Below are 26,976 nucleotides of genomic sequence, written 5' to 3'. Positions count from 1 at the left end.
CCTGGTCGTTTCACCGCGGCTCCCGACCTCTTTTGATGCAAAACAGGCCCTAAATCAACCTATTTACGCTGCATTGTCATGCATTGCCGCCCAAAACGGCTCACGACTGCCCGCGCAGCAACCCCGCATTGAGCCTCCAGTCACATTCTGTTTACACACCAACCATGGCCTTTTGGTATCCCAAAGTGTAATCTCCATCACATTCCCTCATGTGATATTTGCGTTCCACATGACGGAACATTCGCGTGGCAATGAATGAACCTTCAGAGCTCAGATAGGAGCGCACTGTGGAAAAAGACCTTGCCCAGGAGGCTGCAACACCGCGGACCGGATCCCTGGCCAAACAAATCGAAGGCGCGTATCAGCGGATTGGAGTAACCGGCGCGCATCGCCAGATCGTCTTCATGATTCTGCTGGGCGTCTTCTTCGACGCCCTCGAACAAAATGCCGTAGGCATAACCGGCCCCATCCTCCGCCAGTCGTGGGGATTGGGTGCCACCGAAATCGGCTTGCTGAACACAATGACGTTTACGGCAACCGCACTCGGACGGCTGGCGACGGGCCTCATCGTCGACAAATATGGCCGGCGGCACATGCTGGTCATCAACCTCATCATCTTTGCCGGCGGCTCACTGCTCTGCGCAATAGCCCCCAACTACCCCATCCTCGCCGCTGGTCGCTTCATTGTGGGCTTCGGACTGGGCGGCGAAATTGCCGTTGCCGTGATCATGATGGCCGAGTTCTTCGCCGCCAAGCACCGGGGCACCGCAGTAGGACTCATCAACGTGACCGCTGCCGGTCTGGGCAATATGTTGGCTCCGGCCTTCGGCATCCTCGTCTTTACGCTTTTCGACGGACCCGACAAGTGGCGCTGGGTGTTCGGGCTCCTCTTCATCCCTGCCCTGCTGGTGATGTTCTTTAGGCGGTACGTCCCGGAAACGCCGCGCTTCCTGGCTTCCCAAGGCAAGATCGATGAGGCCAACCTCGTCATAACCCGGCTTGCGCGCAACAAGCTTTCCGGCCCCATCAACGATCCCGAAACGTACATCACGGCAGTGCCCGATCCCGTGGTGGCCAAGGCTTCCGGGCATTGGAAGGATGCCCTCCGCGGGAAGCTGCTCAAGCGTACGGTGCTGCTGTGCATTGCCGTTTGCATGTCCTACGCAGCCCAGATTTCCATGCTGACGCTGATGCCAACCATCTTGGTGTCCCGCGGGTACGCCGTGAACACGAGCCTCTGGTTCACGCTGATCATGCAGTCAGGCTCCTTGCTGGGCGCCTGCACAGCCGCCTACTTGGCCAGCCGCTTGCCCAGGAAGAAAGTGCTGACAGCGGCCGCTATTCTTGGCTGCCTGTCCGGGCTGTCCATGGCCTTCCTTGCCACCGACATTGTGTTGGTAGTGGTCTTCGGGGTTCTGTTCAATTTCTCCGTCATCTCCTGAACACCACCATCTGGCTGTTCGCACCGGAGCTCTACCCAACGCGCACCCGTGGGTTCGGGACGTCCATCATCCTTGCCGCAGGCTCGCTTTCAGGTGGCCTGTTCCCGCTCATCTCGGGAGCAGTATTCGATTCCGCCGGGTTGCCGGGCATGTTCACCACCTTGGCCGTGCTGTTCGTTATCCTGGCGATCGTGGTTCAGTTCCCACCGGAAACCTTCAACAAGCCGCTGGAAGAAGACGCTGAACCAAGTGGAGACGAGGAGGCTGCGATCTATGGACACTAGAGTTCCCGAGCCCGACACAGTCCTTCTGGTCAATCCGAACACCAACAGCAACACCACTGCCATGATGGTGGACCTGGCCACGGATACTCTGGAGCCTCACGGACTCCACGTAGTAGGGATAACCGTGGCCACGGGACCAGCCATGATTGTTGATCCGATCTCCTTGACTGAATCTGGGGCACACGTCCGCGACGCGGTGCGCGGCTACCTTTCAGGGCCCGACGGGGGCAGGGTTGCCGCCGTAATCATTGCCGCGATCGGTGATCCAGGGCGGGCACAGCTGGATGACGCAGTGGACATTCCAGTGGTAGGTATCGGACAAGGCTCCCTATACGCCGCGGCCCATAGCCAGGACGGCGCACTCCGCCGCTTTGGCATGGCAACCAGCACACCGTTGCTGGTGGAGGCCCTTGCCAAACTGGTGGCAGAGCATGGGTTCCAGGAACAGTTCACGGGCGTGCGCTTGACACGGTCGGCACCGTTGGACCTGGCGGCAGACCCTGAAAGGCAGTTCCAGGAGTTGGCGCAGGCCGTCTCTCTGGCCTCGGAATCAGACGACGCCGACGCTGTGATCATTGCCGGCGGCCCACTCAGCGCCACCGCGCGGCGGCTGGCCGAGACGACCGCCGTCGACATCATTCAACCGGTCCCAAGCGCCTGCCGGTTGCTGCTCACAGCCCTGTCCCAAACGAAGTAGCCCAATTAAGCAGGGCCCGACGACGGCACGAAAGTGCCGCCGTCGGGCCCTGTTGGGCGTCCACGCACGAGATGTCCACTCCCCGCAAGCCTCCCCCGCAAACTTGATGCGAACTTGAGCCAATCGAAAAGCTTCCTTGATATAGCAGCGCCACGCTGGAAGCAGACGAAGCACCAATACCCAAGGGTTTCGGCAACGAATTTCCAGTATGAAACACGACGATGTGGGGGAAGCAATGGACCAGGCATCAGCACTAACCGAGGTGGTCGCCGTCAAGGGCATCATCCAGGACCAGCACCCCGTGGATTTCTACGCGCTGGGCGTCGCAGGATGCATCGACCGGCTGGCCGCACCGCTCCGACGCGCGGGCGTCACGGTGCACTGGCACACTCCCCATCACGGCATCGAGATCTCCTCCTCGGCAGCCGCCCTCCTCTATCATGTGGCGCAAGAGACCTTCAGCAACACCCTCAACTATGCAAACGCCAGCGAGCTCACCGTCCGGCTGAACGCTGTCTATCACGGCATCCAAATCACCATCACGGACGATGGCAGCGGCTTCGAGATCCACGCCGCGCCAAGCGGCCGGCGGCACGGTTTCGGATTGCTGCTGATGTCCATAGCAGTGCACGACGCCGGAGGGACAGTGGACATCGACTCTACGGTTGGGCGGGGCACCAGTGTGAGGGTTACGCTGCCGCTGGATTGAGTCCGATTTGGGACCATATTTGGGCGTCCAACCCATAGCCCCACAGCGTTGGCGGACGTATTCTGTAGCTACTTTTCAGCCTGGCATCCCTAGGGAGTGGCACGAAAATGGCGCGAAACAAGGGTCCAAAGATAGGTCTGGGCAAGGTCCTCTTGAGGGTCTTCGGGTTCTTCTTCGTGAGCATCCTCTGCGGGGTGCTGATCACAGGATTTCTGGCCCCCGTAGTTGCCTTCACCAGCACCACCGTGGGTGGGTCCGTAGGGTTTTATCAAAGCCTGCCGAGCGAGCTCGACGTCGATTCCCCTTCGCTTTCCAGCACGGTGGTCTCTGCGGATGGCCAACTCATAGCCACCTTCTTCGCAGAGAACCGGGTGAAGGTCCCTTTGGAGGAGATGTCCCCGTTCATCCGCGATGCGATCATCGCGATCGAGGATAGTCGCTTCTACGAGCATGCGGGTGTGGATGCCCAAGGCATTATGCGGGCGCTGAGTTCCAACCTGACCCAAGGCACCCGGCAAGGCGCCTCCACGCTGACCCAGCAGTACGTGACCAACGTGCTCAACGAGTCGCGCCTGTCCGAGGGGCGGCCAGAGGATGTGGTGCTGAGCGGCCAGAAGACCGTGGGCGACAAGTTGCGCGAAATCAAGCTTGCCCTGGAACTGGAGAAGCGCTTCAGCAAGGACCAAATCCTTGAGGGGTACCTGAACATCGTGTTCTTCAACCGGAACGCTTACGGGATCGAGGCCGCGTCCCGTTACTTCTTCAGCACCTCAGCCATGGATCTGACCCTGCCCCAAGCAGCCCTCCTGGCCGGTTTGGTCAATGGCCCGAGCATTTATGACCCCATTGCCGATCCTCCGGCTGCCCTCAACCGCCGAAACCTGGTGCTGGACCGGATGCTGGAACAGGGCAAAATCACTGCGGTGGATCACGGCGTGGCGGTTGCCACCCCCATCGAGCTGGACATCACGCCTTCCCTGCAAGGCTGTGCGGGCACATCGTTTGCCACCTACTTCTGTGACTACGTCTCCCACCTCATTCTGAACAACGAGGCCTACGGTTCAACCGTGGAGGAACGTGAGCGACTCCTCTATCGCGGCGGCCTGACCGTCACCACCACGTTGGACAGTCGGCTCCAGAACGTCGCCCAGCAACAAGTGGACGCTTCCGCCGGCCCCAACCCGGACAAGTGGGGCGCAGCGATGACCACTGTTCAGCCTGGCACCGGGAAGATCCTGGCGATGGCCCAAAACACGGTGTTCGTGCCCCAGGAAGGAAAGTACGATACGCAGCTCAATTTCAACGTGGACGCCAAAGACGAGAATGGTTACGACCTCAATGGTGCGGGCGGTTTCCAGCCAGGTTCCACCATGAAACCCTTCATTTATGCCGAATGGCTCAACGAGGGCAAGCACCCCACCGCCGTGGTTGACGCCTCCCGCAGGGTGTACCCGGTAGGTTTCGCGTGGCGTTCGAGCTGTGGCAAGGTTCTGGGCGGTTACAGCACTGCCCAGAAAGCCCAGAACCTCGGCGCTGATGACGATCTGCAAAACAACGAAGACGGCTATTACCGCCCTATGCCCATCAACTACGGCCTCTACAACTCCATCAACACCGCCACTTTCGCCACCGCAGCCCAACTGGACTTCTGCGGAATCCAGAAAATGGTGGACGCCGTGGGCCTGCACAGCGGCCTGGACAACGCCCCGGTCAACATGCACCAGATCGGCAACCTCCTCGGCTCCATCGGCGTAGCCCCGCTGGTCCTGGCGAGCGCCTACGCCACGTTCGCCAACGACGGCACCTACTGCAAACCCATCGCCATTACCGGAATCAGCGATTCCCAGGGCAGGGAGTACGAAGCCCAAACACCGGAATGCCGGGAAGCCGTGAAACCGGCCGTGGCGCGCGGCGTGAATGCCGTCCTCCAGGATGTGATGAAGGTGGGTTCCGGCGTGTGGATCGAACCTAAGGTCCACACCAAGGTCCCCGTTGCCGCCAAGACCGGCACGTCCAACAACAATGGAGCCACATGGGTGGCCGGTTACACCACGACGCTCGCAACGGCGTCGTTCTTCGGAGATACGACGGCGGGACAACAGCGTGCGGGGCAGAACGTCACCATCAACGGCAAGTTCTACAAGTCCTTGGACGGATACATGATCGCCGGTCCGCAGTGGGCCAACTACATGATGGAAGCCGTGGCACTGTACCCGAGCGGGCCGTTTGTGGCACCGGCTCCGCCTCCATCCCCGGCACCCACCGTGCCGGCGACTCCGACGCTAACGCGGCGGTGACCTTTGCGTTGCGGGGCCCGATCTGCGCGGCATTCCCCCGCGAAGGCGCGCACAGCAGGCCCCACAACGAACTGACCACGCGTTGCGGGGCCTAGTCTGCGCGGCATTCCCCCGCGAAGGCGCGCACAGCAGGCCCCACAACGATCGAGCTAGCGGGCGTACCGCTCCTTGAAGTTCCGGAGCACCCGCATGGGTTCGGTCACGGATGACTGGCGGGCCGTCTCGATGAGTTCGTCCGCTGTGTGGGGCGGGAAGTAGCCGGCATCCTTGTAGATGTTGATGCGCGTGATCAGACCGTCAGCGTCCAGTTCGGGGTGGAACTGTGTGGCATAGAGGTTGCTCTTGATCCTAAACATGTGCACCGGACAGGCCGCGGAACTGGCCAACAGCACCGCGTGTTCCGGCAGTTTGCTGCACGCTTCCTTGTGACCGACGAACGCCTCAAAGCTGTGCGGTACGCCTTGAAGCATGGGGTCGCGCTTCCCCTCGGCGGTCAGCGTGATCTCCGTGGCCCCTACGGCTTCACCAAAGCGGCGATCGATAACGGCGCCCTGATGCACCCCCAGGGTCCCGACGCCGTAGCAGGCCCCCAGGAATGGGAAGTCCTCGGCCACGATCCGGTCCAGGAGCGATGAGAGTTCCATCTCAACCCGGACCTGGTCTGCGTTCTTCTCCTCCACAGGGTCGCTGGACGTGTAAGGGCTGCCGCCAACAATCACTCCGGAATAGTCGGCCAATTCAAGGGGCGGCAAAGGAGCGGATTCCAGCCGAATACGAACCAACTCATCCGGTTTCAGGCCGCAGTAACGGAGGTAGGCCTGGTACTCGTCATCAGCTGCGGCGTCTTCGGCGCGGGTGGCCAGCAGGAGGAAGGGCTTCACAGGCCCAGTCTGCGCGAGGAATGGCCGGCGTACAAAGTGTGTTGCAAACCGGAGGGGGTTTCTGACAGAGACTCCCTCGCATCATCGTGGCTGCATAACGTTGTAGGGACCCCTATGAAATAACCATGATTCATTCCAGAGGAGCAATCTTTGAAGCAGGACCCTGTGGTCGTCGGAAAGCCCTCCCCCAAGGCGTCACGTACCGAAACGCAGCAACCGAAGAAGATCCCATGGGGCGGTCTTCTGGTCCTTGCGGCAGCAGGGTTCACAGCGGTGACCACCGAACTCCTGCCCTCGGGCCTGCTCCCCCAAATCAGCCGGGACCTCGGAGTGGACGAGTCGGCTGTCGGTTCGCTGACTGCGGTCTACGCGGCAATCATCGTCTTCACGGCCCTTCCGCTCTCCCGGTTCCTGGCTGGACGGGTTCCCCGCAAGACGCTACTCATCGCCACTGTGCTGGCGTTTGCCCTCAGCAACGTTCTGCTTGCTCTTAGCCCCGGGTTGGGTTGGGCGATCGGGGCACGGCTCCTTGGCGGCATCGCGCACGGCATGTTGTGGTCCAGCATGGCGCCCTATGTGGCCCGCATCGTTCCCGCGTACTCGGTGGGTAAAGCGATGGCTGTGGTCTTTAGCGGCAACAGCATCGCACTGGCCGTGGGAGCTCCCATTGGGACGCTGATGGGTTCACTCATGACGTGGCGGGCGTCGTTCATGGTCCTTGCCGGCGTGGGCGCGCTCCTGGCAGTTCTGGCGTTCTGGCTTCTCCCGGGAGCCCATGACCAAGCCAGCCAGAAGACTCCATCCCTCCGTGCAGCAATGAAACTTCCGGGAGTTATTGCTGTAGCCGTCGCTTGGCCGCTCTTGCTGTTGGCCCACTTTACGCTCTTCACGTACGTGGCCCCGTTCCTCCTCGCTTCCGGCCTACCGGAGTCCGCCACGAGCATCTCCCTGTCCGTGGTTGGAATCGCCAGCTTGGTGGGCATCTGGATTGCCGGCATGACCGCTGACTCCCGCCCACGCACCTCGGTGATTGCCGCCGTCGGACTCTTGACCCTTGCGTTTGCCCTGCTGCCCGCACTTGGCGGCACTTGGGTGGGTGCTTTCGGGTTGATGACGCTGTGGGGCATCGCGTTCGGCGCGGTGGGCATTTACAACCAGGCCGCGATTCTCCGTGCCGGTGGCGAGCACAAGGACGCTGCCAACGGCCTCACCGTAGTGACCATCCAACTGGGTATCGCTGTAGGGGCCGTCTACGGCGCTCTTGCCCTCACTACAGTGGGTGCCCAACTGGTGCCTCTGGCCGCCGCCCTGCCCACAGCGATCGCCTTGGTGATCATCATCGCCAGCCGACGCGGAGGCTATCCAGCCGGACCGAAAGAGAAGCGCCGGTAACATCCCCGAAACATGGCAGTGACGTGATCTTCACGAACGAGGGATTTCTGTAACTTAGCTGCAACTTAGCTCTTCTGAGTCGGAAACATAGCTCACCGAATATTGATCGGGGGGTTGGCGCGGGCCGGGAACAACGGCCCCGTTTCGGACAGGCTCAATGAGAAGGGAACGCAGGTGGAGATCTCTGCGCAACACGTCTGGATGATGTTGTCGGCGGCAATGGTGCTGTTCATGACCCCCGGCCTCGGCCTGTTTTACGGTGGCATGACCCGCGCGAAGGCCGCGCTCAACATGATCATGATGAGCTTCATCTCGGCGGGCATCGTTGGCGTGGTGTGGGTCCTGTGGGGCTACTCGATGACCACCGGCGACGGCTTCCTCGGCCTGTTCGGCAACCCCTTCGCGCACTTCGGCCTCCAGGATTTGATGGGGTCACCCGATCTCATCAAGGCCGGCTTCGCAGCCACTTTCGCCATCATCACCGTTGCCCTCATCAGCGGTGCGATCGCCGACCGCGCCAAGTTCGGCGCTTGGGCACTGTTCGTGCCGATCTGGATCACCGTGGTCTACTGCCCGCTGGCTTACATGATCTGGGGCGGTGGCCTGATGAGCGCAGGCGGTGCGCTCACGGAAATCTTCGGCCAGGTCATCGACTTCGCCGGTGGCGCCGTGGTTGAGGTCAGTTCCGGAACCGCCGCTTTCGTCCTCGCATTGATCGTGGGAAAGCGTCACGGATTCGCCAAGGACCCCAACCACCGCCCTCACAACGTCCCGTTCATCATGCTGGGCGCGGCCATTCTTTGGTTCGGCTGGTTCGGCTTCAACGGCGGCGCAGCAACCACGGCCGATCAGGCTGGCCTCATTTGGGTCAACACCTTGGTCACACCGGCAGCGGCAATGCTCAGCTGGCTCGTTGTCGAGAAGATCCGTCACGGACACCCGACGTCGCTGGGTGCGGCGTCCGGCGTCGTGGCTGGCCTGGTTGCCATCACTCCTTCCTGCGCCAACATCACCCCGCTCGCCGCACTCGGCCTGGGCTTGGTAGCCGGCGCCGCCTGCGCATGGTTCGTTGACCTGAAGTACAGGTTCGGTTTCGACGACTCCCTGGACGTGGTCGGCGTGCACTTCGGTGCCGGCGTCATCGGCACACTGTCCTTGGGCTTCATCGCCTTTCCCACGGAAGGTACGGCCGGCGGCCTCCTTTACGGTGGTGGCCTGCAGCAGCTCATTGCCCAGACGGTTGCCGTGCTGATCACGATTGCCCTGTCCGGTCTGGGCACTTTGGTAATCGGCCGGGCCATTCACAAGAGCATCGGATTCCGGGTTCCCCTGGAGCATGAAGTCACCGGTATCGACCTTACCCAGCACGCCGAATCCGCCTACGAATTCGGCCTCACCGCCCACGGCCACTTCCGCCAGCAGCAGGCGCACCTGTCGGCCCTGATCAAAGGCAAGCCGGCTGCGGCAGCTCCGGAAGCCAAGGAAGACAGCTTCGCCTAAAGGCCCCCACGCAGAACAGCAGCCGACGGCGGAACGCGGGTTTCGCCGTCGGCTGCTGTTTTGTGCCGTCCCCGCCCAACTGAGTCGCTTTTGTGCGCGTTTTGAGCGCGGAAAACGCGCACAAATGCGACTCAGTTGGGTCAGCCGGAGCCGTTCCAGATCCGTTGCCACCAGGTCCGCTTGCCGGCTGGTTCAGGCTTCGGCTCTGGAGGAGCAACCGCGGCCCTGCGCTCCCGCCATCGCTCGAGCTCGGCGTCCACATCACGGAGCTTGGTGATCACGGGAGGGCCGCCTTGCAGCTGCCGCCGGGCTTCGATCACGCGCTTGTTGAAGTCCTCGAGGATGTCCCGGACCTGTTTGTCCGTGTACTGCTGGTCCAACTTGGGATCGAGTTCGGAATCCTCGATCCGCAGCAAGATGGCGGGCGGACCGATCCCGCTCAACCGTTCGCGCTGGATGAGACCCTTGACCCACCAGTCGGGGTCGTAGTGCTCCCCCAAGCCGGGGATCGGCTTGCCGGCGTACTTCAGGTTGTCGAACTTGCCTTGGTTCATGGCGTCACGGATGAGGTACTCAACCCGGGCAGCGTCGTCTACCTTGCGCCGTTTCTCGCGTTCTTCGGCATCCGCGGCCTCGAGCTCTGCGTCTTCCACAGCATTTCCGCCCCAGGACCGCACCGCCCGCAGTTCCGCGCCCCGCTCGAGCTTCCGCCTGAAGGCGTTGTTCTCGGCGCTCACGTTCCCGCCACCTCCTCACACGGCAGCCCTCGCCTGCCGGAAATCGTGGTTCTGAATCCAGTATTCCGCACGTTGCTGTGGTTAATCCCCGTACCCCGGCGCTCGTTGATTGAAACCGGACGAACCCCTGTGCCGCTGCCACCCACTTTGAAATTGAGACAGCCCCGACACGCCGTCATTAGGGGTGTGTCGGGGCTGATCGCAACTCAAAGTGGGTGGTGGAGGCCCGCCTCCTGAGCGAGCTAGCGAACCGCCATGCTCGGATCCAGTTGTTCGATGCCCTCAGGACTCACCAGGACAACCCGGGCCGTGCAGATGTCGTAGAACAATCCCGTTGCCTGCAACTGCCCGGAAGCCAGGGCCGGGCCGGTGACAGGGTGTTCTTCCAATTTTCGGAGTTGAAGGGCCACGTTCACCATGCTCAACTGGTCGAGGCGGCTATACCCTTCAGCCGAAGCAGCCTCCGCTACAGGGTGGCCGGCAAGCAGGGCAGAGTAGCTCGGCCGCGCATGCTCCAGCCACGCGTCGAAGCCGTCGCCCATGTCAGGCGAAGCACCCTCAGCATCGGCAATGACCGCCTTCATCGCACCACAATTGGAGTGGCCGCAGACCACTATCGAGTCCACGGACAACCCCTTGACGGCGAAGGACAGTGCTGAGTCGATCGAAGCATCGCGGCCGTCATTGCACACCACGTTGCCGATGTTCCGGAGAGTGAGGAGGTCGCCCGGTCCACTGCTGGTGATGAGGTTGGGGTTCACTCGGGAGTCCACGCAGGCAACAAAGAGCGTGTCCGGGTTCTGTCCTTCCGTGAGGTCCTGCACCAGCGGACGGACCTTGTCCGCGTGCCGCCGGTGATACTTGTCGATGCCCAAGAGGATTGAGCGCAGCGGCAGCCGCCCGCCGTCGTCGTCGTCCGATGTTGAACCGTCACCGGACGGCAACCAGGACGTACGGGGTGGCAGCGGGAATTCGCGTGGATCCTGGCGCTGCGGGGTGTTGTCCTCGGCGTCGCTGAAAGCCGTGGTGCCGTGTTCTTCGAGGATCACCGACGCACTGGTGTTGCGCTGCTGCTTCTGCCAGGCGACCAATGCCTCACGGAAGGCGTGGTCGAGGTAGTCGGCGTTGAGTTCCACCACCACGTCCTGGCCTTCCGGCACGGAATGCAGGACGCGGTTGAGCCGGGGCAGCGCGAAAAAGCTGCACGAGCCGGCGATGGTGACGCGCCACGGCAGCCCTGAACCGGAGGGAGCATGTGCGTGGATCTGTGCGCGGAGTACCCGCCAGAGCACGCAGAGGGCGGCAAGCGCGAGGCCGATGATAACGCCTTCGAGCAGGTTGAGGGCCACAACGCAGACCAGCGTGACGCTGTAGACGAGGAGGTCGCCGGTTCGGAGGCTGGTGCGGATATCGGCAATTTTGATGAGCTTTGCACCAATGACCAGCAGCAGACCCGCGAGCACGGACAAAGGAATCAATTGGATGAGGCCGGCGAAGAGTGCAGAAAATACCAGGACCCACACACCGTGCAGGATGGCCGATGTGCGGCTCTTGGCCCCCGCTTCAACGTTGGTGGCGCTCCGGACAATCACGCCCGTCACCGGGAGTCCGCCGAGCATACCGGAAACGACGTTCGCCGAGCCCTGACCGACGAGTTCGCGGTTCAGGTTGGTGCGCGAGCCGCCATGCATTTTATCCACAGCGACGGCTGACAAAAGCGACTCGATGCTCGCGATCAGCGCCACGGTAATGACAGCCATGGCCGCGGCCCGCCAGTTTCCCTCGGGCAGGCTGGGAAGCGCGATGGCATCGAAGATGGACCCGCTGAAGCTGATGCGCTCCACGCTTGGTGCGACCGCCACGGAAACGGCTGTCACGGCGACGACGGCGGCAAGCGGTCCGGGGATTTTCCGCAGCGCTGCGGGGAGGAACTTCCACGTCAGCAGAATTGCGACGACGGCCAGACCCAGCAGCGCAGAGTGGAGCTCAACATTGGTGATGGCTGCTGGAAGCCCGGTGAGGTTTTCGATAGCTGAGCCCGCGGCCTGACCGCCGAGCAGTACGTGGAGCTGCTGCAGGATGATGGTGATGCCGATGCCTGCGAGCATCGCCTTGACCACCACCGGCGACACCGCCAGCGCCGCCCGGCCAATGCGGCTGACACCCATGAGCAGCTGCACGACGCCGGCAGCAGCGGTGATGGCGCACGTCACCTGCCAGCCAAACTCGTCCACCAGACCGGCCACGACGACGGTCAGTCCGGCGGCAGGGCCGCTCACCTGTAGTGGGGAGCCCCCGAGGCTGCCTGCGACGATGCCGCCGACGGCTGCGGCAATGAGGCCGGCCATGACGGGGGCACCTGAGGCTGCCGCGATGCCGAGGGAAAGGGGAAGGGCAACCAGGAAGACGACGAGCGACGCGGGAAGGTCTGCCCCGAGGTTGCTCAGGAACCCGGGCTTGGTTCGCGGCGGGCTGTGCGAGTCGGCGGGCACGGTGGCGGCTTCGTTTGATTGCGGCATTGGTTCTCCTAGCTCGGGACTGCTGACCCTTCCAAGCTACGGAATCTGTCACTGTTAATGACAACAGGATGTGACAAGCATGACAAAAGCTGTGAAGATGCGCTTCATGTTGAGACCAATGGGAACTTTCGCAGGGGGTGGGAGCGTTGGGGGTTCCGCAATGGCAAGACCCTAAGGCTCCTTAGAATAGGGTGGATCTCATGAGCGACTCCCTAGCCCAGCCCATCCGCATCAGTTCCGAGCCCGCGCAGCTGCAAGCTTTGGAACCCGTGCTCGACAAAGTGCGGGCCGCTGTGGGGGATGTGCCGGCGTTGCTGGTCATCGCGGAGGATATTGGACGGACAGCACCAAAACCGGGCGAGGGAAACACCGCCAAGCTCTGGGAGCTCCTGGCCTCCGTAACAGCTGTGGACGTTGCCGCGGGTCGAGTGCTCGAACCGCACCTCGATGCCCTGGCGATCCTCGCCCAAGCCGGAGCCGGAGCGGACGCCGGTGCCCAAGCCGACGCAGAAGACGAACGCCAAGGGGCCTGGGGAGTCTTCGCAGCGGAAGGCCCCGGAATGAAGCTTGAAGCCAAGAGCAACGCTGACGGCAACTACGTACTCAATGGATCAAAGCCGTGGTGTTCCCTGGCCGCGCAGCTGGACCATTCCGTGATCACCGCTCACGCTGAAGAGAACAGCAGGCGGGCCTTCGCCGTCAATCTGAAGGACCCCGGGGTCTCCTGCGAAACGCCTCAGTGGACCAGCCGCGGCCTGCAGGAAATCCCAAGCGGGACAGTCCACTTTGACCAGGTCGCCGCCCAGCCTTTGGGCCTCGAGGACTGGTATTTCAGGCGTCCCGGCTTCGCATGGGGTGGCATGGGCGTGGCCGCGTGCTGGCTGGGCGGCGCCGTTGCGGTGGCTCGCGATTTTGCGGCCGCCCTCAACAAAGCCGCGGAAAACGGCCGCGAACCCGATCAAATTGCGCTGGCTTCCCTAGGCGAAATTGATCGGATCATCACATCCGCCACCGGCTACCTTGCCCAGACGGCAGAACGCATCGACTCCGGCGAGTTGGAGGGCGCAGATCCTGACAGCCCGAGCACCTGGAGCGAAGCCCTCCGCATCCGCGGAACTGTTGCCGCCGCCGTCGAGCGTGTTCAAACGCTGGTGTCGCAAAACCTTGGCCCCGGGCCGCTAGCCTTCAACGAAGCATATGGAAAGCGCATGGCGGATCTGTCGCTGTACATCCGGCAGCACCACGCCATGAGGGACGATGCCCAACTGGGCGCGCTGGCTCTGAAAGGGGACCGCGAGTGGTAGCTTTCTCGCACACGGACACCGGGACGTCGGAGTCGGAATGGGCGACCAGCGGAGTCGCCGCCTTGCCGGAATTGCCGCTGGATCAGACCGAACTTGCGGCCACAGCCTTCGTGGTGCTCGCCGCGCATCCGGACGACGAGTCTCTTGGCGCCGGCGGCTTCCTCGCCAAACTTCATGGTGCCGGAGCAGCAGTGCAGATTTTGCTCTGCACGGCAGGCGAAGCGTCGCACCCAGACTCACAAACCACGACGCCGGAACAGCTTGCCGCTGTCAGGCTCACGGAGTTCGACACGGCAGTGTCCGGGCTGGCTCCCCGTGCCACCTGGCGGTTTCTGGAACTTCCCGATGGGCAACTTGCTGGCCACACGGAGGTCATCGCCCAAGCCGTCAGGGAAGCCGTCGCGTCCTTCGACCACGCCGCGGATAACGTAGTACTCGTGGCCCCATACCGCACTGATGGGCATACGGACCATGACACCCTGGGCACGGTCGCCGCGGAAGTCGCGACGCAGGGCGGCCACGGACTTCTCGAATACCCCATCTGGTACTGGTTGTGGGCTGGGCCGGAAGACTCCACTTGGGAATCGTGGGTGCGGGTGCCCCTGAGCAGTGAAGAACAGCGGGCCAAGGCAGAGGCCATGGGCGCCCATGCTTCGCAAACGGAGCCGCTCTCCGATCAGCCCGGCGATGAGACGCTCCTTTCGGACACGTTCCTGGAGCACTTCACACGGCCGTGGGAAACCTTTGCCTGGCATCCCGCCAAAGCCGGCACTAACACTGCAGCCGACGCTGAGCGGATCTTCGACGAGGTTCACTCCAGGGACGATGACCCTTGGAGCTACACCACCAGCTGGTACGAACGACGCAAAAGGGCATTGACCTTGGCCGCACTTCCGGAGGAATCCTATGAATCCGGTTTGGAGATAGGTTGCTCCATCGGCATCCTCAGTGAAGAGCTCGCCAGGCGTTGCACCCACTTTCTGGCAGTGGACGCCAGCAGCGCTGCATTGTCCCAAGCAGCAAAGCGGCTGCTGCCCCACCTTTCAGCCGAAACCCAACACCTCACAATGCCCTCTGAGTGGCCCGAGGGTACCTTCGATCTGGTGGTGTTGTCCGAGACGGGCTATTACCTTTCTCCGGAAGAGCTCGGCGAACTGCTGAACCGTATTGAAGCATCCACCCGCCCCGGCGGCACGTTGCTCCTGTGCCATTGGCGCCACCCCATCTCGGGTTGGCAACTGGATGCGGAAGCGGTCCATGCGATGGCCCGCAACCAACCCGGCTGGTCAACGCACGGACTCTACCGCGAGAAGGATTTCATGCTGGAGGTCCTGCTCGCTTCGGACGGAACGCCGTAACCATGGCCGGGCCGCTGGATATCAAGAGCATGGCAGTGGTGATGCCCGCCCACAACGAGGAGCAACACATCGGCAAAGCCCTGCTCGCGCTGAAGACCGCAGCTGATGAGTTGGAACGGCAACACCGCGCCATGGAAGCCAAGATCGTTGTGGTGTTGGATAACTGCAGTGACCGTTCGGCTGAGATCACCGCCGCGCATGTCTCCAACGACCCTCGCTTCCGCGTGGTCAACGTCAAGCTCCGGAGCACGGGGGCGAGCCGGGATTTCGGTTTCCGCACGGCATTGGAATGCCTGCCCGCGAACGGGCCGGAGGGTATCTGGTTGGCCAGCACAGACGCCGACTCTACGGTTCCGCAGCATTGGCTGACACGGCAAGTGGAACTGGCCAACGCGGGAGCGGACGCCATCCTTGGATCCGTGGAACCCGATCCGGCGGACATGGATCCCGCCATCCATCGCCGGTGGCTGGAGCTCCACCCATTCCGGGAGCACCATGAGCACATTTACGGGGCCAACTTGGGCATCCGTGCCTCGGCCTATCTCAGTGCGGGCGGTTTCCCACGGCTGCGCGCCCACGAGGACCGCGTCCTTGTGGAACGCCTCCGCCGGCACGGTTTCGCAGTCACAGCTACGGACACCATCCGCGTTTTGACCTCCGGCCGAACACACGCCCGCGCACCGGAAGGATTCGCCGCTTATTTACGCTCCCTTGCAGCGGAGCTTCCAACGGCTGCCACGGGACAGACCGCCAGCGGCTAACCCGCCAGCGCCGCTTCCAAAGCGGCGATCGCGGCCTTCGTGATCGTTTCGCGCTCGCCTGATCCATCAACAGTGAGCAGAATCCCACGGTGTGAGTAGGCGGTCAGCACAGGTTGCGTTTCGTTCCGATACAGCTCAAGCCGCCTCTGGATCACAGGTTCGGAGTCGTCGGCGCGCCCCTGTTCCTGCGCCCGTCGGAGCATTCGGGCAACCAACTCATCGTCCGATGCTGTCAGCTCAAGAACTACTTCCAGGGTCTGCTGACGGTCAGCGAGCATTTCGTCCAGCGCACCGATCTGTATGACCGTCCGCGGGTAGCCGTCCAGCAGGAAACCCCCGCTGGTGTCTTCTTCCTCGAGTCGCCGCCGGAGCATCGCGGTGGTGACATGGTCCGGCACGAATTCGCCCTGATCCATGTATCCGCGGGCTTCTACACCCAACTCGGTCTTGTCCCGGACGTGTTCGCGGAAAAGATCCCCTGTGGAGATGGCAGGGATACCGAAACGCCGTGCGATGTGCTCTGCCTGCGTGCCCTTGCCGGAACCAGGAGGGCCCATGATGATCAATCGCGCCATGTCACTGGTCCGTTTCGAGAGGCGTCCGGGACTTAAACCATACGCCGACGACGGCGGGAGGCGCCCGCCGTCGTCGCTCGTGGTTGAGCATTCAGGCGTTGGCCGGCTCCGCAAGAAGTGAGTCGATCTGGCCAATTGCCTCTCGCAGCCCCTCTTCCATGCCCATTTCAGACATCTTTTGGAGCTGTTCCTCCGATTCGAAGCTCGTGGAAATGGTCATTCGGGTGCGGTCGCCAATCGACTCAAGCTTGACGGTGGCGTGAGTGACTCCGTACTCATCCACGGGGGCACCCTGTTCGTCGGCAAATCCGTCGTCGAATTCGAGGTGGTCCGGGGCGTTGATGGTGGTGAACTGCCACCAGCCGCGGGCCTTCGTCCCGTCGGGGCCGGTCATGTAGTACGCAGCCTTCCCTCCGGCGGTGAACTCGTGGGTCTCAAACGTTGCCGGCCAAGTGGGCGGTCCCCACCAGCGTTCGAGCTGCCGGGGGTCCTCCCAGATTCTCCAGACGCGCTTCACATCGGCATCGAACTCGGCGACAACGGTGAGGCTCAGTGCCTCAACATCCTTGTCCACACTGACAACAGTCATGGCAGATCCCTTTCATCATCTTCGGCGAGTATGTCCGCAATCCGGTCGGCGCGTTGCCGCCAGATCATTTCAAGTTGATCCAGCAGATGGCGGGCTTTCTGTAATCCTTCATGGTTCCCCCGCACGATCTGCTCCCTCCCACGCTTCTCCTTGGTTACCAGGGAGGCCCGTTCCAGGACCGCAACATGCTTTTGCACGGCCGCGAAACTCATGGTGTAGAGCGCAGCCAGCCCGGAGACCGAGTACTCCCCCGCCGTCACCCGGGCCACGATGTCCCTGCGCGTGGCATCGGCCAAAGCTTGGAACAAGCGGTCGGTTTCGGTGTCGGAGAGACTTGTGCGGAGCTGATCTACAACCATTTGGTTGTACGATATCGCCGGTCCGGACGGTTGTCAACGGGTTTCGACGCGGCAACTGGCTGACGACACGGACATCCATCAGGGACGCCCGGGACCTGGGTGCGGGGTTGGACTTCCGCGGCGCCCCCAAGACCTCCGAGGCCTGTTATTACCCTCCAAAAAGCTCAATAATGTAAGCATGCTGATCAATACCGAGTCGAGCAGGAGGAGGACATCGTGACCACGAAAGTGAATAAGACAATCATGGTCAACGTTCCGGTCAGTACGGCCTACAGGCAGTGGACCAAATTCGAGGAGTTTCCGCACTTCATGGGCGGAGTAGAACGCGTAACGCGGCTCAGCGAAGACCGGCTGGAATGGGTAGCCGAAATCGCGGGCGTCCATCGCCGCTGGGAAGCCAAAATCGTTCAGCAGGACCTGGACCGGGCGGTGGCTTGGGCCGCCGTTGAAGGTGCCAAGAACGCCGGCTGGGTTGATTTCAAGGAAGCCGGCCCCAGCCAGACGTCCCTGCATCTGTCCCTGGAATACGAACCGCACGGCGTCCTCGAGTTCCTGGGTGACAAGTTGCACATTGTTGAAAGGCAGGCTGAGTCGGACTTGAAGAAGTTCAAGGAGTACATCGAGAAGCAGGCACCCGAGACTGGCACTGCGACCACGGAGCCAATCACCACGGCCGGCACCACCGCCACGGGCACAGGAGCAGCTACCGGAACAGCTGCGGCCACCGGGGCTTCCGGCCCTGCTACCTCGGATTCGCCACCGATCGTCGATCCTGCCACCCACGTCTTTGACCAAACCAACGGGCTGGTAGACCTGGAAGGCGATTCCGACGAAACCGCCGACAGCGACACCCGCAGTGCCGCAGAGCGGAAGGCGGATGAGGGCGGCGGCGAAGGCTTCATCCCGCCGCTGGGTGGGCTGCCGGGACAGCGGTAAGCCACAAAAATCGAATGCCGCCCGGGTCAACGCGACCCGGGCGGCATTCTCTTGTTGAGCACTCTCTTGTTGCAGGGACTTCCCTTACAGGGAGCCGGTTACTTCCCTGTGTAGACGACGGCGGGAATCGCCGGCGCCTGCATGCCCTCACCGATGAAGAAGCTCGGGTGCGGCGGCTGGTTGTAGGCGACGTTTTCGCGTGCCACAGCTGTGCGGTACACCGTGTCATGCATGAGGGTCCGGAGGCGAACCTCGGTGGAAGCGGTGGTGGTGTAGATCCGCAACTCGGTGCTGTCTGTGGACGGCCAGGCGATCTCTTCGCGCCAGTCACCCAGGATGTCTGCCTGGATTGACGGGTTGCCCTTGGTGGTGTTGTTGCTGCGTGCACCCTCAGCCGTCAGCAGCCGATCGCTGGACTCGGTTTCCCAGTTCCATTTGGAGATGGTGGGAACGCCGCGGGACAAGGTTGCGTCATAGTCGTGATCCACGATTTCGCGGAGCAGGTCACCGTCCCACCATGCCAGGAAGTTCGCGGCGGGGATCTTCTCGGCGATCAACTCGCCCTTGGCCGATACCAACCGGCCGACGGGTGAATCCCATGCAGCCGTACCTCCGACGGCCCATCCTTCAGCCCCGGCGTAGCGGGGATCGATGTCGCCTGCTGCACCCCGCCCGGTGTCCCTGGCGGCGGGGATGCTCCAGAGGACGTCGCCGGTGGCTGCGTCGCGGAAGGTTGCTCCGCGGTTGCCGCTCTGGCTCATGCTCTCGTGGACGGCGAACGTCTCCAGCCCGGGCCTCGACGGATCAAGGTCGCTGGTGTGGATGGCATCGCCATGGCCAAGTTTGGTGTTGTAGAGCGGCTTCCCGTCGTCGTCGATGGTCATGGAACCGAAGACGAATTCGTCCTTGCCGTCCTGGTCCACGTCAGCAACGGAGAGGTTGTGGTTGCCTTGGCCCTTGTATTCATCGCCCGCCAGGTTCGAATCGAAGGTCCAGCGCTTCACGAGCTTTCCGTTCACCAGGTCGTAGGTGACCAGGACGGTGCGCGTGTAGTAGCCACGGCTGAACATCATGGACGGATGCTCTCCGTCGAGGTACGCAACTCCGGCCAGGAAGCGGTCCACGCGGTTTCCGTAGTTGTCGCCCCAACCACTGACGGCGCCGCGCTCGGGTTCGTAAGCCACGGTGTCCATGATGGTGCCGGTCTCACCCTCGAAGACGGTGAGGAATTCAGGGCCGGACAGGACGTAACCCGCGGTGTTGCGGAAGTCGGCGTCGGCGTTTCCGATCACCGCACCCGCCGCGTCGCGAGTGCCGTCGGCCGTCTTGAGGGAAACCTCAGCCTTGCCGTCTCCGTCAAAGTCGTAGGCCAACACCTGGGTGTAGTGCGCGCCGGCGCGGATGTTGCGGCCCAGGTCGATGCGCCACAGCTTGGTGCCATCCAGCTTGTAGGCGTCCACATAGACGTTCCCCGTGTAGCCGGATTGGGAGTTGTCTTTGGCGTTGGACGGCGCCCACGTCTGGATGACCTCGTACTCACCGTCGCCGTCCAGGTCCGCGACTGTAGCGTCGTTGGCGGAGTAGGTGTACGGCCTTCCGTCAGGGCTAACTCCGTCTGCCGGCTTGTCCAGCTTGATGGCAAGGTAATTCTGCGGCAGCGGCGTCACGGCTTCGGTCAACTTGTCCTGGCCTTCGCCGTCGCCGACGGCTTTGATGACGTAGCTGGACTGCGCCGTTCCATCCGGGTCCACGAACATTGTGGCGTTTCGAATGGGTTCCGGGGTGATGTTGACGCCGTCGCGCAGAACCTGGAAGCCGATGCTGTCCTTGTCCAGGCCGAGCATACGCCAGCTCACCGTGACACCCCGGTCAGTCAGGACCGCCACCGGCGCGCGGTCCAGGTTTTCCACCCGGCGTTTGAGGGTGGATGGATCCTTCGCGGCAGGCACGACGCCGGGGAGGCCGGCTTGTGCCGCCTGCGGGACTGGGGCGGGGGCTGCTTGAGCGAACGGGACGCCCGTCAGCGCAATAGCGGCAGCGGCGAGCGAAGCAGACGCCGCCATGGGGACGGCCTTCCAAGCGCGGCCACGGGTACTGCGGTAGGAACATTTCGAGGGGTAAGCCAAAGAACATCTCCTTTGATGCCGGGCGGCAGTAGGTCTGCCACCGCAAATTTTGGAACGTTTCACCCGCGCCAAAGAGAACCACCCCCGGATTGTGTGGGCGTGAAGGGCTGGCGCAAGAAAACGCTTTCCGCCAACAAGGTTTACCAGCGCCTCAACCACTCGGTCAAGGGTTTGGCGGGAACCGACTGTGAGATTTCGGCAACGAATGTTCGGATGTGGTTGTTATTTGTCCTATCGCCGACGCAGAGAAGGTCAGGAACGGATGCGGCTGGTAATGAGCAACGTGTAATCGGTCACACTTGGCCGGATTCGCTTGTCAACTGCAGTGGGCAGCATGAACCATGAATGAGGGAATTCGTTCCCGTACAAGCTGAATCAGCAATCCTCACCGACGAGGATGCGGCCCCTGCGAAGAAGCTTGGGGCTGTCAACGGCCTGAGTGAAAGTACTGACAATGACGACACATACTGACTCCATCACGCTGAAAATCTGGGACAAGTCGGCCATCGACCACACCATCGATGCCGCCATTGAATCCCTCTCACACCGTGCCGCTGCAGAAAACTGCGGAATCGCAGTGACCCTCAGCGGACCGAAAACCTTCACGGTCAGCCTGAGCCGCTAAGTAGCTCAAAACAAACACAAGAGGACGACGCCGGGACCTCCCGGCGTCGTCCTCTTGCGTTTAATTCGTCCAAGTAGTCCCCGACCTCGAAACGTGACGCCGTCCGGACAGTCCTGAGCAAATCTTGAGACGTCCTTGACGGTTTCCCTCCCCTGATCTTGCGTTCGCGTTGGAACTCTAAGTGAGTCAACACTTCAACGCTCGAACGGAGGGATCACAATGCTCACGGAGATAACGGCTGCCAGGCCGCGGCGATCCCACCGCGCGGCAGGCGGGGTGGTCACCGTCCTGGTTCCGGCACACAACGAGTCCGCCGGCATCACCGAGACGCTCTTCTCCCTGAACAACCAAACGCGTCGCCCGGACCGCGTCATTGTGGTGGCGGACAACTGCACGGACGATACTGAAGCGCTTGCCCTGGCCCAAGGCGCCGAAGTTATCCGCACGGTGGGCAATAAGGACAAGAAGGCCGGGGCGCTGAACTTCGCCCTCAGCGAGCTCCTGCCTGATGCGGACCCCGAAGACCTGATCCTTGTGCAGGATGCCGACTCCCAGCTCTCCCTCGACTTCATCGAGAACGCCACCAACAACCTGCTCACCGACGAACTGCTCGGTGCTGTTGGCGGAGTGTTCAGCGGTGGTCCTGGAGGCGGCTTCGTGGGACATCTGCAGCGCAACGAATACGCCCGCTACGCACGGGATGTGAAGCGCCTTCACGGCAAGTGTTTGGTTGTCACCGGCACCGCGGCTCTTTTCCGCGTCAAGACATTGCGGGACGTCGTGGCCGCCCGGTTGAAGGGCACGATCCCTCCCGGCAACGGCAAGGGCGGCGTCTACGACACCTCGGTCCTGACCGAAGACAACGAACTCTCCTTTGCCCTGTTGACCCTGGGCTACCGCATCGCCTCTCCGTCCAACTGCACGCTGGTCACAGAGGTCATGCCCACGTGGCGTGAATTGTGGTCCCAGCGGCTCCGGTGGAAGCGCGGGGCGGTGGAGAACTGCGTGCAATACGGATGGACCAAAGTGACCAGGCCTTACTGGGGCCGCCAGTTCCTTTCCATGCTTGGCGTCCTGGTGACCATGGCCTATTTCGGTTCCCTCCTCTTCGCGCTCACTACCGGAATGGGCCTGCACCTCCAGCCCTTCTGGGCAGCCGTCACCTGCATCTTCGTCCTGGAGCGCATCGTTACCCTGCGGTTCCGGGGCTGGAGGCGCATGCTGCTGGCCGCCACCATGTATGAAACCGTCATTGACATCTTCCTCCAGGCTGTCCACGCAAAGGCCTACCTGGATTCAGCCCTCAACAGAAAGAAAGTTTGGTAATCGACTCATGTACAACAACCCAGTAGCCCCCCTCACAGGAGCCACAGCTGCCGGAATGGGCTCCGGAACGCTCGCATTGACCGGGGCCGGCGACCTGTTCTGGTTCGCACTGGCAGCTTTCGCCATGCTGGCCCTCGGCCTCGCCATCAAGAGGATCGTGCCGGTCCGGGCACAGTAGAACCAGCAAGCCCAACCTGCCCGCAGTTGTGTCGCTTCCCCCCCAGCGCGACACAACTGCGGGTTTGTTTGTTTCCCGCCCCTAGGCGACCGGAGCCGTGGCGGCCGACGTTTTGGCAACCGTGGTGTAGCCGGCTTTGGTACCGGTGACCTTCACGCTCATGGTGTCCGCCTGATCAGCGCTCACGAGCGTATAAGTCTTAGCGGTTGCGCCGGTGATCGCAACACCGGACCGGTACCACTGGTACGTCAGAGTGGTCCCGGAGGTCCAGGTGCCCGTGTTGGCTGTGAGCGTGGAGCCCACAGTCAACGTCCCGCTAATGGTCGGAGTGGGTGCCACCAACGTACCCGCGACCACCGTGGCAGTCGGAGCCGATTCCTTGGTGGCGGTTGCATAACCAGCCTTTGTTCCTGTGACACGAACTGTCAGTTTGGCGCCCTGATCCGCTGCCGCGAGCACCCTCGTAGCACCGGTGGCCCCGGCGATCGCCGTTCCGTTCCTGTACCACTGATAGCTCAGGGCCGTTCCAGTAGTCCACGTTCCCGGAGCTGCTGTGAGCGTAGAACCGACGGTCGCCGTTCCGGAAATTGTTGGTGTCGGCGCCGTCAGTGGAATGCCCGGGACAAAGGAGAAGTCCCGGATCGTAACCGTTTCAGGAGCGACGTGTGCTGCGTCCCCGCCGCCCCCGCCGGTCACCCAGAGGTTGAAGTGAATCTGTTCCTTTGCCGGAAGAGGCACCGTGGAACCCTGGAGGACTGTCTTCTTCAACAAAGTTCCGCTGTAACCCTCCCCTGCGAACGTCTCAAACGTCAGTTTGCCCGGTTCCCAGACCATCCGGTGGGTAAGGATTTGGGCGTTGGTGACGTCAAACGTGACGGTGTTGTTCCCCTGCCCCGGCGGCAAGGTGGCATCGAACCAGTATCCATGTCCTTGGGTCACCGGCCAGTTCTCACCGTAGGCGGCACCCCCACCCCAGGCCGACGCTTCACACAGGTCAATTTCCGTATAACCAGGCACCGCATTGGGGTCATAGGTGAACAGGCAGCCCCACACCACTTCTTTCTGGAGGGCGCTGACATCCTTTTCCACCGTGGTGCTGTACGTTCCATAGCCGAAACCTTCACGCGTGGATTGGAATTCCGCGCCCTTCGGAGCCGAGCCTGTGGGGTTGCTGATGGAGAGCTTGACGTACCCATTGGCGTCCGGGTTACTAACGTTATTGGCGTCCCAACTCGCGTTGTACATGGGTGCCCCGCCCCAAAAGCGCTTCTGCCAGTTGAACCCTTTCCACGCAAAGCTGCCCACAGGGCCAGGATCCTCTGCCATGGGTGTGGTGTCCGCAGCATGCGATGGGCCTATTCCTGTGAACATCGATAATCCAACCGCAATGACGACGGCCAACCCCATTGCTTTTCTTCCCCCACGTGGAAGGAGCCCCTCTGACAGTGCCATAGCTGTTTCCTCCTGCTGATGCGCCCAGAACCGCCAACGACTGATGCCGTTGACCGCTGCAACGTTCCACCCATCGGGGAACGTGCTGTCCTCGATTATCGAGTAGCCAGGGTCCTGCCGGAAGCGAAATGGGCAAGCAACATCGTCCACACAACATCAATTGGATAACGGCACCAACTCCACGAGTAGCCTTGACGTGTTCAAGAACTTGCGTGCAGCGCCTTAACCCAGGAGGGCACATCACAATCCGCAGCGCAGGCATCCTCCTCCACCGGCGGAATACGGCCGGACAATTGGAGCTATGGATAGCCCACATGGGCGGGCCCTTTTGGGCACGCAAAGATGAACACGCCTGGTCAATTCCCAAGGGAGAATTCCCCGAGGACGAAGACGCACTGGCTGCCGCACAGCGGGAATTCACCGAAGAAATTGGCACTCCACCGCCGGCGGCCAACTACGAATTGTTGGGCATTTTTCGGCAGCCCTCCGGCAAACTCATCACCGCGTTCGCAGCCGAAGCCAGCGACTTTCAACCTCAGCAGATTGTCAGCAACACGTTCCCCATGGAATGGCCCAAGGGCTCGGGCACCATTAAGGACTTCCCGGAGATCGACGACGCCCGATGGTTTGAGGAACCCTTAGCCAGGACCAAGCTCGTCAAAGGGCAACTCCCCATCGTGGACGCCCTGGTCCGGCACCTTGGTGGGAACACTTCACAGAACGGATGAGCCGTTCTTCCGGGCGATGAATTGCCGGATCCATTCCACCGTCCCGGGGTGGTCCTGGTGCAGGCGGTGCCCCGCATCGAATGGCCGTACGCGGGGCGCTGCGGCGTGGGACACAAGGCGTCACTCCGCCGTGAAGATGTCCTCTATGGTGCAGTTGAAGGTGCGCGCAATGAGGAACGCCAAGGGCAGGGACGGATCAAATTTCTCCCGCTCGATGGAGATCACTGTCTGCCGGGAAACTCCGAGCGCAGCTGCCAAGTCAGCCTGGGTCCAGTTGCGTCCGGCCCGGCGCTCGGCGAGATTGTTCTTCACTTAAGTGCCCGGTGACGGATTACGAGGTAACGCACTCCTGCATCCACCGCGCTCAACCCAACCAGGCCAAGAAGGATCGGAAGGGCATCCACGGCGAAACGACCGATGGCCAGCACCACAGCGGCCGCGATGGTGGCGACGAGGACGTCGAGGAAAGCCCCGGCGCCGGCTTGTCGCATCCACTGCAACTCCACACTTTGCTCGCCATGGGCGTCGCGGGAAACGGTGTGATGGGAAACAAAGACCTTAGCTCCGAGCGACATGGCCGGGTAGGCGGCGCAAAGGGCTCCAATCCCTGCAGCGAGCCAGAAGTCGTCCGGGTTCGATGCTCCAACCAGCACAGAGATCGCGATAGTCAGGATGGTTCCGAGGATGAACGCTAAGACGTAGTGCTGGAAGGGCACTCGCCTTGATGTAAAGGAAGCTTTACTCATACCAAAAGTAAAGCACCCTTTACATGGCTAGGCAATGGCCGATGCGAACCATTCAGGCTGGGGCTAGCGTTGAGGGATGACCACCGAGTACAGGTACGACGTCGAGGTGCTGCACCTTTTGGTGTCACCGGCCCATGCCTACTTTGTCCGTGCCCGGGAAGGCGCCGCGGACGTCCTTACAACCGACGCCGAGCGGGCAGAGCTGGTGGCGGGCAAAGGGATTGTTGGCGACAGGTTTTTTGGCAAGGCCGCACACATGGACGCCGCGGTGACGTTGTTCGCGGTGGAAGCGCTCGAATCGATCGCCGCCGAACTTGGGGCTCGACCTTTTGATCCCCTGTTGACCCGGCGGAATGTGGTTCTGCGAGGAGTCGAGTTGGCCCCGCTGCTTGGCCATGAGTTCACGCTTGAGTCTGGTGGAGACCTGGTGCGGCTCAAGGCCGGCAGGCCCGCCCACCCCTGCGCCTGGATGGATGAAATGCTCGCTCCAGGCGCCCACAAGGCGATGCGCGGGCGTGGTGGCGTCAGGTGCCAAGTGATCGCGGGTGGCTTGCTGCACCGAGGCTCCGCTGTACTGGTCAGTCCCGTGCCGCTCGACCCAAACAAAGCCGGAGAGGCGAACGCGCTACGGCCATCGCGGTTGCCTTAAACATCTTCATCACGCGCCATCGAAAGATGCGCGCGCGTAAGACAGGAGCCTGTCATTCGATGGTTTCGCCGCATAGGGTGATCAGGTGGATACCGTGAGCAGCAAAGTACAAGCCGTCGCAGGATCCGCCTTTGCTGCGGTGTTCCGGGCCATCAAGGTAGTGCGTCCGCATAGGCCGATCCACCCAAAGGGCATCCGGCTGGTCGGAACCTTGGAAAGGGACGCCGGTACGCGCCAGCCGTCCGGCATCCCGTGGCTGGACAGCGCCGGGAGCAACGTGGTGGATGCACGGCTCTCGCGGTCAATAGGGCTCCCGGACGCCTTCCCGGACATCATCGGGCTGGCCGTGCGTTTCACCGAGCAGGACAGGTTGTCGGACATGCTCCTCGCGACCACGGGACCAACAGGAATTGGCCGGTTCATCCTTCGGCTTCGACGGGATGCCGCGGCCGCGGTTTTCTCAAGCATGATGCCTTACGAGTCTGACTCCGGCCCCGTTTTGATAGCGGCACGGACCATTGGAGGGCCGGTGAAGCTGCCGGTGGAACCGAGCGCTTTCCGGTCACTTCTTGGCAATGATTCCTGGACGTTGGAACTCCATCACGCCAGCCCACTGGGTCCATGGACCAAATTCGGAACGTTGACCCTCAGCGTCGCCGACCATGCAGAAGATACCGCCGAGCGATTTGATCCGGTGCTGAACCCGCTTCCCACAGCCGGCACATACGGTTGGACTAAGCGCCTGCGCGAGCCCTCCTACGCGCTGGCACGCCGACGGGATTAGGGGCGTCGCTTCGTGACCTGCT

The 26,976-nt window shown here is 62.2% G+C and carries 27 protein-coding genes; 17 read left to right on the top strand and 10 right to left on the bottom strand.

What is annotated here, in order from left to right:
• Positions 1-287: 287 nt before the first annotated feature.
• The 5 genes from AC0J5Z_RS06100 (at position 288) to AC0J5Z_RS06080 (ending at position 5,429) form a co-directional block, all read left to right on the top strand.
• Positions 288-1,442, top strand: a complete 1,155-nt coding sequence (locus AC0J5Z_RS06100) for an MFS transporter (protein WP_475038165.1) — start codon at positions 288-290, stop codon at positions 1,440-1,442.
• On the top strand, positions 1,349-1,726 hold the full coding sequence (locus tag AC0J5Z_RS06095) for an MFS transporter (RefSeq protein ID WP_475039591.1): 378 nt from the start codon (positions 1,349-1,351) through the stop codon (positions 1,724-1,726). Before AC0J5Z_RS06100 ends, AC0J5Z_RS06095 begins: the two co-directional genes overlap by 94 nt.
• Entirely contained in the window at positions 1,716-2,423 is a 708-nt protein-coding gene (locus AC0J5Z_RS06090; protein WP_475038164.1) for an aspartate/glutamate racemase family protein, read from the top strand. The genes AC0J5Z_RS06095 and AC0J5Z_RS06090 overlap by 11 nt, the downstream gene beginning before the upstream one ends.
• A 208-nt stretch (positions 2,424-2,631) precedes the next feature.
• Positions 2,632-3,132, top strand: a complete 501-nt coding sequence (locus AC0J5Z_RS06085; protein ID WP_475038163.1) for a sensor histidine kinase — start codon at positions 2,632-2,634, stop codon at positions 3,130-3,132.
• A gap of 107 nt (positions 3,133-3,239) precedes the next feature.
• Positions 3,240-5,429 carry a transglycosylase domain-containing protein gene (locus AC0J5Z_RS06080; protein ID WP_475038162.1) on the top strand — a complete coding sequence of 730 codons (2,190 nt, stop codon included), beginning with the start codon at positions 3,240-3,242 and terminating at the stop codon, positions 5,427-5,429.
• 149 nt (positions 5,430-5,578) lie between these two features.
• Here AC0J5Z_RS06080 and AC0J5Z_RS06075 read toward each other — a convergent pair whose 3' ends face one another.
• Positions 5,579-6,310, bottom strand: coding sequence for a glutamine amidotransferase (locus AC0J5Z_RS06075; RefSeq protein WP_475038161.1), 732 nt, complete (start codon positions 6,308-6,310; stop codon positions 5,579-5,581).
• Positions 6,311-6,475: 165 nt separating this feature from the next.
• Here AC0J5Z_RS06075 and AC0J5Z_RS06070 point away from each other — a divergent pair, with 165 nt between their 5' ends.
• Both AC0J5Z_RS06070 and AC0J5Z_RS06065 read left to right on the top strand, forming a co-directional pair.
• Positions 6,476-7,702, top strand: coding sequence for an MFS transporter (locus AC0J5Z_RS06070; RefSeq protein WP_475039589.1), 1,227 nt, complete (start codon positions 6,476-6,478; stop codon positions 7,700-7,702).
• Between the two features lie 174 nt (positions 7,703-7,876).
• Positions 7,877-9,202 (top strand): ammonium transporter, encoded by a 1,326-nt coding sequence (locus AC0J5Z_RS06065; protein ID WP_475038160.1) that lies wholly within the window; start codon positions 7,877-7,879, stop codon positions 9,200-9,202.
• Between the two features lie 140 nt (positions 9,203-9,342).
• Here AC0J5Z_RS06065 and AC0J5Z_RS06060 read toward each other — a convergent pair whose 3' ends face one another.
• Complete coding sequence (locus AC0J5Z_RS06060; protein ID WP_475038159.1) at positions 9,343-9,939, bottom strand: DnaJ family domain-containing protein; 597 nt, start codon at positions 9,937-9,939, stop codon at positions 9,343-9,345.
• A 242-nt stretch (positions 9,940-10,181) separates the two neighbouring features.
• A complete protein-coding gene (locus AC0J5Z_RS06055) occupies positions 10,182-12,458 on the bottom strand; it encodes a SulP family inorganic anion transporter (protein WP_475038158.1) in 2,277 nt (758 codons plus the stop codon).
• Between the two features lie 200 nt (positions 12,459-12,658).
• Between AC0J5Z_RS06055 and AC0J5Z_RS06050 the strand changes: the two genes are divergently transcribed.
• The 3 genes from AC0J5Z_RS06050 to AC0J5Z_RS06040 are packed head-to-tail and all read left to right on the top strand — an operon-like array spanning position 12,659 to position 15,881.
• The gene (locus tag AC0J5Z_RS06050; RefSeq protein ID WP_475038157.1) at positions 12,659-13,762 is read left to right on the top strand and encodes an acyl-CoA dehydrogenase family protein; all 1,104 of its coding nucleotides are present in this window, start codon (positions 12,659-12,661) and stop codon (positions 13,760-13,762) included.
• Complete coding sequence (locus tag AC0J5Z_RS06045) at positions 13,756-15,120, top strand: PIG-L family deacetylase (RefSeq protein WP_475038155.1); 1,365 nt, start codon at positions 13,756-13,758, stop codon at positions 15,118-15,120. Before AC0J5Z_RS06050 ends, AC0J5Z_RS06045 begins: the two co-directional genes overlap by 7 nt.
• A 2-nt stretch (positions 15,121-15,122) precedes the next feature.
• A complete protein-coding gene (locus AC0J5Z_RS06040; protein ID WP_475038154.1) occupies positions 15,123-15,881 on the top strand; it encodes a glycosyltransferase family 2 protein in 759 nt (252 codons plus the stop codon).
• Here the strand turns inward: AC0J5Z_RS06040 and AC0J5Z_RS06035 are convergent.
• The 3 genes from AC0J5Z_RS06035 to AC0J5Z_RS06025 all read right to left on the bottom strand — a co-directional run bounded on the left by AC0J5Z_RS06035 (position 15,878) and on the right by AC0J5Z_RS06025 (position 17,404).
• Positions 15,878-16,456: an adenylate kinase gene (locus AC0J5Z_RS06035; protein WP_475038153.1), complete on the bottom strand. Its 579-nt coding sequence runs from the start codon at positions 16,454-16,456 to the stop codon at positions 15,878-15,880. The two genes, AC0J5Z_RS06040 and AC0J5Z_RS06035, sit on opposite strands and share 4 nt — an antisense overlap.
• A gap of 91 nt (positions 16,457-16,547) precedes the next feature.
• Positions 16,548-17,045, bottom strand: a complete 498-nt coding sequence (locus AC0J5Z_RS06030; RefSeq protein WP_475038152.1) for an SRPBCC family protein — start codon at positions 17,043-17,045, stop codon at positions 16,548-16,550.
• Positions 17,042-17,404, bottom strand: coding sequence for an ArsR/SmtB family transcription factor (locus AC0J5Z_RS06025; RefSeq protein WP_475038151.1), 363 nt, complete (start codon positions 17,402-17,404; stop codon positions 17,042-17,044). Before AC0J5Z_RS06025 ends, AC0J5Z_RS06030 begins: the two co-directional genes overlap by 4 nt.
• A 216-nt stretch (positions 17,405-17,620) precedes the next feature.
• On the opposite strand from AC0J5Z_RS06025, the gene AC0J5Z_RS06020 reads away from it, so the two are divergent.
• Complete coding sequence (locus AC0J5Z_RS06020; RefSeq protein WP_475038150.1) at positions 17,621-18,340, top strand: SRPBCC family protein; 720 nt, start codon at positions 17,621-17,623, stop codon at positions 18,338-18,340.
• A 98-nt stretch (positions 18,341-18,438) separates the two neighbouring features.
• Here the strand turns inward: AC0J5Z_RS06020 and AC0J5Z_RS06015 are convergent, their stop codons facing one another.
• Positions 18,439-20,466, bottom strand: a complete 2,028-nt coding sequence (locus AC0J5Z_RS06015; protein WP_475038149.1) for a rhamnogalacturonan lyase — start codon at positions 20,464-20,466, stop codon at positions 18,439-18,441.
• Between the two features lie 454 nt (positions 20,467-20,920).
• Here AC0J5Z_RS06015 and AC0J5Z_RS06010 point away from each other — a divergent pair, with 454 nt between their 5' ends.
• The 3 genes from AC0J5Z_RS06010 to AC0J5Z_RS06000 all read left to right on the top strand — a co-directional run bounded on the left by AC0J5Z_RS06010 (position 20,921) and on the right by AC0J5Z_RS06000 (position 22,595).
• Positions 20,921-21,091, top strand: a complete 171-nt coding sequence (locus tag AC0J5Z_RS06010; RefSeq protein ID WP_475038148.1) for a hypothetical protein — start codon at positions 20,921-20,923, stop codon at positions 21,089-21,091.
• A gap of 219 nt (positions 21,092-21,310) precedes the next feature.
• A complete protein-coding gene (locus AC0J5Z_RS06005) occupies positions 21,311-22,417 on the top strand; it encodes a glycosyltransferase family 2 protein (protein ID WP_475038146.1) in 1,107 nt (368 codons plus the stop codon).
• 7 nt (positions 22,418-22,424) lie between these two features.
• Positions 22,425-22,595: a hypothetical protein gene (locus tag AC0J5Z_RS06000; protein WP_475038145.1), complete on the top strand. Its 171-nt coding sequence runs from the start codon at positions 22,425-22,427 to the stop codon at positions 22,593-22,595.
• A gap of 81 nt (positions 22,596-22,676) precedes the next feature.
• Here the strand turns inward: AC0J5Z_RS06000 and AC0J5Z_RS05995 are convergent, their stop codons facing one another.
• Complete coding sequence (locus AC0J5Z_RS05995) at positions 22,677-24,047, bottom strand: hypothetical protein (protein ID WP_475038144.1); 1,371 nt, start codon at positions 24,045-24,047, stop codon at positions 22,677-22,679.
• 239 nt (positions 24,048-24,286) lie between these two features.
• On the opposite strand from AC0J5Z_RS05995, the gene AC0J5Z_RS05990 reads away from it, so the two are divergent.
• Positions 24,287-24,775 carry an NUDIX hydrolase gene (locus tag AC0J5Z_RS05990; protein WP_475039586.1) on the top strand — a complete coding sequence of 163 codons (489 nt, stop codon included), beginning with the start codon at positions 24,287-24,289 and terminating at the stop codon, positions 24,773-24,775.
• A 120-nt stretch (positions 24,776-24,895) separates the two neighbouring features.
• Here the strand turns inward: AC0J5Z_RS05990 and AC0J5Z_RS05985 are convergent, their stop codons facing one another.
• A complete protein-coding gene (locus AC0J5Z_RS05985) occupies positions 24,896-25,087 on the bottom strand; it encodes a helix-turn-helix transcriptional regulator (RefSeq protein WP_475038142.1) in 192 nt (63 codons plus the stop codon).
• A complete protein-coding gene (locus AC0J5Z_RS05980) occupies positions 25,084-25,521 on the bottom strand; it encodes a hypothetical protein (protein WP_475038141.1) in 438 nt (145 codons plus the stop codon). Before AC0J5Z_RS05980 ends, AC0J5Z_RS05985 begins: the two co-directional genes overlap by 4 nt.
• A 76-nt stretch (positions 25,522-25,597) precedes the next feature.
• Between AC0J5Z_RS05980 and AC0J5Z_RS05975 the strand changes: the two genes are divergently transcribed.
• Together AC0J5Z_RS05975 and AC0J5Z_RS05970 are read left to right on the top strand one after the other, a co-directional pair.
• Positions 25,598-26,170, top strand: a complete 573-nt coding sequence (locus AC0J5Z_RS05975) for an MOSC domain-containing protein (RefSeq protein WP_475038140.1) — start codon at positions 25,598-25,600, stop codon at positions 26,168-26,170.
• Positions 26,171-26,264: 94 nt separating this feature from the next.
• Positions 26,265-26,954 (top strand): hypothetical protein, encoded by a 690-nt coding sequence (locus tag AC0J5Z_RS05970; RefSeq protein WP_475038138.1) that lies wholly within the window; start codon positions 26,265-26,267, stop codon positions 26,952-26,954.
• Positions 26,955-26,976 lie beyond the last annotated feature (22 nt).

This window comes from Paenarthrobacter sp. TRD_SC_7 (genome assembly GCF_056156245.1).
Note: the sequence above shows the minus strand (reverse complement) of the source record. Positions and strands in the feature narration are given on the sequence as shown.